At 58.7% G+C, this 4,732-nt stretch carries 6 protein-coding genes; all 6 read left to right on the forward strand.

Annotated features, from left to right (window positions below):
* Window positions 1-467 precede the first annotated feature (467 nt).
* Window positions 468-1,352, forward strand: coding sequence for a transporter substrate-binding domain-containing protein (locus NKH29_RS32310; protein WP_353001405.1), 885 nt, complete (start codon window positions 468-470; stop codon window positions 1,350-1,352).
* A gap of 77 nt (window positions 1,353-1,429) precedes the next feature.
* Window positions 1,430-2,101, forward strand: coding sequence for an ectoine/hydroxyectoine ABC transporter permease subunit EhuC (gene ehuC, locus NKH29_RS32315; protein ID WP_353001406.1), 672 nt, complete (start codon window positions 1,430-1,432; stop codon window positions 2,099-2,101).
* Window positions 2,098-2,766: an ectoine/hydroxyectoine ABC transporter permease subunit EhuD gene (gene ehuD / locus NKH29_RS32320; protein WP_353001407.1), complete on the forward strand. Its 669-nt coding sequence runs from the start codon at window positions 2,098-2,100 to the stop codon at window positions 2,764-2,766. The genes ehuC and ehuD overlap by 4 nt, the downstream gene beginning before the upstream one ends.
* 106 nt (window positions 2,767-2,872) lie before the next feature.
* Entirely contained in the window at window positions 2,873-3,649 is a 777-nt protein-coding gene (gene ehuA, locus NKH29_RS32325) for an ectoine/hydroxyectoine ABC transporter ATP-binding protein EhuA (RefSeq protein WP_353001409.1), read from the forward strand.
* A gap of 351 nt (window positions 3,650-4,000) precedes the next feature.
* Window positions 4,001-4,447: an IS66-like element accessory protein TnpA gene (gene tnpA / locus NKH29_RS32330; protein WP_352843076.1), complete on the forward strand. Its 447-nt coding sequence runs from the start codon at window positions 4,001-4,003 to the stop codon at window positions 4,445-4,447.
* A 26-nt stretch (window positions 4,448-4,473) separates the two neighbouring features.
* The coding region (gene tnpB / locus NKH29_RS32335; protein WP_502911337.1) for an IS66 family insertion sequence element accessory protein TnpB at window positions 4,474-4,732 on the forward strand (259 nt) is incomplete at its 3' end.

The following is a 4,732-nucleotide window of genomic DNA, read 5'->3' on the forward strand; positions in this document are numbered from 1 at the left end:
CGACCGCGAAGACAACCATGCACCCGGCAGCGTCCGTCTCGACGCAATTACATGCTTGACGTCCCAGCGGCGATTAGACAACCCCATCACTATCAAACCTGTTGTCGCAACGCGTCGCTGCTGGAACGCACAGGCGCACGGCAATGCCCGGTCAAAGCACCATCCGCGGGGTGCCGAGAGGTCGTGAGGCGACCGTCAGCCTAAAACTCTCGCAACGCCTGGCCCATTTCCCTGACTATGGGAGAGCATGGTGGGAGCTTCATTTCCCATCGGTCATGGCGGAGAGGACGTGAATAGCGACGAAATCGCCGGTTTCCTGCGCCTATGGGCCAAAATCGCCCGAAATCCTGCGCTTTAACTGGGTATTCTAATTGGCGTGAAAATGGGGAACCGCACATCATAGTTCACGTCGAAGAAGTTTGAAGGGTGTGTCTTGATGGGACAGCTCGAAGCACAAGGAGGAATTTATGGACAAGCGCCAACACCTTACAAGCCGAACCGATCCCCTGAGACGCAAAGTTCTAAGGGGAATGGCCGCCCTGAGCATCACGGCGGTAGTAATGACCTCGCTAGCTGGCTCTGCCTTGGCGGGGGGGCTGCTCGACAGGATTAAGAATGGCGGACCGATCCGCATCGGCTTCTCCACTGACACGGCCTGGTCGTTCAAGGGTGATAATAACGAGATGCTTGGCATCGGCAACGTCTTGGTGATGGAGCTCTTGAAGAAACTGGGAGCGACAAAGTTCGAACCTGTGGACATGGAGTGGGGATCACTTATCCCTGCCATGCAGGGAGGCCGCATCGATGTGATCACTAGTGCGATGTTCGTGTTGCCTCAGCGCTGCCGCAACGTGCTATTCACGGATCCGTTCGGGACGGTATACGGCGGTCTTGTGGTACCCAAAGGCAACCCCAAAGGGGTGCATTCCTTGCCAGACATTCGTGACAAGGGGCTGACATTCGTTACTGGTGCCGGATATGCCGACGTGAAACGGGCGCAACAGACCGGCATCCCAGACGATAAGATCATGCAGGTTGCCGGCTATGTCGAGATAGCCCAGGCAGTCAAGTCTGGTCGCGCCGATGCCGGAGGTGGTGAATATCTAGGCATTAAGGGTGCGATCCGCAACGATGATTCACTCGAGCTCGCTAACCCGTTCAAGCCAAATTACAAACCCGGCTATCCTGCCTTCGCGTTTCCACAAGGCGAGCAGGACACAGTCGATGCAATCAACGCGCTGTTGAAGGATTATATCGGCTCTGATGAGATGATGTCATTGGTTAGCAAGTACGGATACGATAAGTCACTTTTGCCAGACGGGAGAAAGACCGTCGATCTCTGCAAATCGTAAGGCTAGTATCGCGGTTCTTCCCCGATCCTGATGCGTCTCCTCGGTCTCGGCCGGGGAATGTCAAATAGGATAGAAGCATGAACGAATTTCCTCTCACCTTCAGCGTGTTGGCGCTCGCCCAAGGCCTCCTGATTACCATTATTGTTACCATCGGGGCCTCTCTGGTGGCGGTGGCGCTCGGGCTTGTCGCAGGTTTGATACGGGTTTCCTCCCTTTGGCCTCTGCGATGGTTAGCCGTTGCCTATATCGAGTTCTTTCGCGGAACTTCGCTGCTGGTGCAGGTCTACTTGTTGTTCTTTGTGCTGCCATTCTTTGGCGTGGCCCTGTCGCCGTGGGCAGTTGCCATCTTCGGCATTGGCATGAACTATTCCGCCTATCTCGCCGAGGTGGTGCGCGCCGCAATCCAGGCTGTCGACCGCGGCCAGTATGAAGCGAGTATCGCGCTCAACTTCCCGCGGCTCACCATGATGCGCCGCATCGTGGTGCCGCAGGCGATCCGAAGCATGCTGCCGCCGTCGGGCAACCTGCTGATCGAGCTGCTTAAGTCGACCTCGCTCGTATTCTTCATCACCATCACCGAGTTCACCACCGCGTCGAAGCTGGCAGCCGACGCCACCGGCAACTATCTGCTGTTCTTCGCGGTGGCGCTGTTTGGCTACTACTTCCTCGCGCGTGCCCTGATCACTCCTGTGGTGCGATGGCTGGAGCGCCGGCTCTCAAGTGGCTTTGTGCGGGAGGCGCTGGCATGAGCATATGGGACTGGTCCTACGTCTGGGAAGCGTGGCCGTACCTTTATCGTGGCGCGATCGTCACGATTCAGGCCACGGTGCTCAGCTTCACGATCGCGGTGGTGCTTGGCCTGATCGTCGCGCTGATCCGTCAGTCGCCGAACCGCTACGTTTCCACCGCCATGACGGAGATCGTGGAGTTCATCCGCTCCACGCCTCTGCTGCTGCAGGTGTTCTTCGTCTATTTCGTCGGACCGCAATTCGGGATCCTCATCCCTGCCTGGACGGCCGGCATCGGCATGCTCGGCATCCACTACGCCGCTTATTGCTCAGAGGTGTTTCGCGCCGGCATCCTGTCGGTTGAAGAAGGCCAGTGGGAGGCCTGCACGGCGCTCAATCTGTCGCGAATGCGAACCTGGCGCACCATCATTCTGCCGCAGGCGATCCCGCCCGTCGTGCCTGCCTTGGGCAACTACTTTGTTGGCATGTTCAAAGAAACGCCGATACTGGCGGCCATCGCGATCCTGGAGATGTTGCAGCAGGCGAAGATTTTCGGCGCCAATAATTACCGCTACACCGAGGCCATCGTCATGGTCGGCTTCTTCTTTCTCGTGTTCAGCCTAGTCGCTTCCGCAATCGTGCAGTCGGTGAGCATTTGGCTCAACCGCCGCTATCGGCTGCAATAGGAGGTACGTCATGAACGAACTCAGGGTCCGCTTTGAGAACGCCGCAAAAAGTAATGGGGGGCTGACCGTGCTGGACAAACCCGACATCGCGTGCAACGAGAAATCCATGAACGAACCCATGGTCCGCTTCGAAAACGTTACAAAACGCTATGGCTCGCTAACCGTGCTCGACGAGCTCAATCTCGACATCGCGCGTAACGAGAAGGTTTGTATTATCGGGCCTTCCGGCTCTGGCAAGACCACGGTCCTGCGCATGCTCATGACCTTGGAACAAATCCAAGGAGGAGTGATTTGGGTCGATGGAGAGCCGCTCACGCATATGCAGAAGAACGGCCAGATGGTCCCTGCGAATGACCGGCATCTCAGGCGTGTCCGCAGCAAGATCGGCATGGTCTTTCAGCACTTCAATCTCTTTCCCCACATGACGGCGCTGCAAAACTGCATGGAGGCTCCGGTTTCCGTGCTCGGGCTGCCGAAGAAGGAAGCGGAGACGCGGGCCGCCGAACTGCTCGACATGGTGGGGCTCGGCGACAAAAGGAATCACTTTCCGATCCAACTTTCCGGCGGACAGAAGCAGCGCGTGGCGATCGCTCGTGCACTTGCTATGCGGCCCAAGGTGATGCTGTTTGACGAGGTGACTTCTGCGCTCGACCCAGAGCTGATCGGGGAGGTGCTCAATGTCATCCGCAAGCTCGGCGCCGAGCATGACCTCACAATGCTGATGGTCACGCACCAGATGGGCTTTGCCAAGGAGTTTTCAGACCGCGTGTGTTTCTTCTACGGGGGCAAGATCGTCGAGCAGGGCCCGCCCGACCAGCTCTTGGGCAATCCCCAGAACGAGCGGACGCGTCACTTCCTCAGTGCCGTGTTGGAGGCCAGGTAGGTGGCGCCGCCTACCCCTGGCCGCTGGGGTGGTCAGGGAACACGGACACCAGCAAAAGCGAATTATGCTGGCATCCAGTGTAAGACGCTGCCAAGTTATCTGTTGGGGCCATCGTCCTTAAGCTGACCCTACGTTTTCGCCGATCTCGAACGCTTTCGCGGAAGTCGGTGTAGACACTGCTCAGGAGCTCAGGAGCAGCTAAAGTGCCCGATTCGACTGACCTGAGTCCCTGGGAATGGCCTGAGAGCCATTGGCGCGGGCGCGTCAACAAAGTCGTAAGCGCTGTCCCGGCGGCACCTTTCGCGGATGGATGTAAGGGACGATGTTCGAGGCCTTTGAGGGCTTCGACATATGACGATTTCAGAGTTTACGCTTAAGTCCAAGGACGAGGAGCCGGTCCGTCGGCTGGAGATCTTCACTGGTTCGGGTCGGCGGCGTGAGTGGCCGCCGGAGGAGAAGTCCCGGATAGTGGCGGAGAGCTACGAGGCGGACGAGACGGTTTGTGCTGTGGCACGCCGGTATGGACTTTCCCCGCAGCAATTGTTCACCTGGCGTCGGGCTGCTCGCCGGCCGATGGGGGAGGCAGCGGTATCGGAGTCCATGTTCGTTCCGGCGGTGGTGACGGCAGCGCCTCCGAAGCCCGCGGCGAAGCATCGGCCACAGCCAAGGAAGCGGGAGCCAGCTCGAGACGCTGGTGTGATCGAGCTTGAGATCGACGGCATCGCAATGCGGGTAGGTCGTGGGGCGGATTCGAAGACGGTTGCAGCGGTGATCCGTGCGCTGAGGGCAACGTCGTGATCGGGCCAACGGGAGCGGTCAAGGTCATGGTGGCGACGAAGCCCGTCGACTTCCGCAAGGGAGCGGAAGGTCTGGCAGCGCTCGTGCGCGAGGCGATGGGCGCGGATCCGTTCTCGGGCGCGGTCTACGTATTCCGGGCCAAGCGGGGGCAATTATCGACATTCTGCATATGGTTTCCGCTTTGCGACGGTTGCCTATCGCTGGCATCCGTTGTTTGGGAGCACGTTGCAGGTTTCGCCATTTCGTCGTGGGAAGGCGTTGACGTGCATCTACACGGAGGAGCGT

Origin of the sequence: Mesorhizobium sp. M1295 (assembly GCF_040318135.1) — a bacterium.
In the GTDB taxonomy this organism is placed as follows: Bacteria; Pseudomonadota; Alphaproteobacteria; order Rhizobiales; family Rhizobiaceae; genus Mesorhizobium.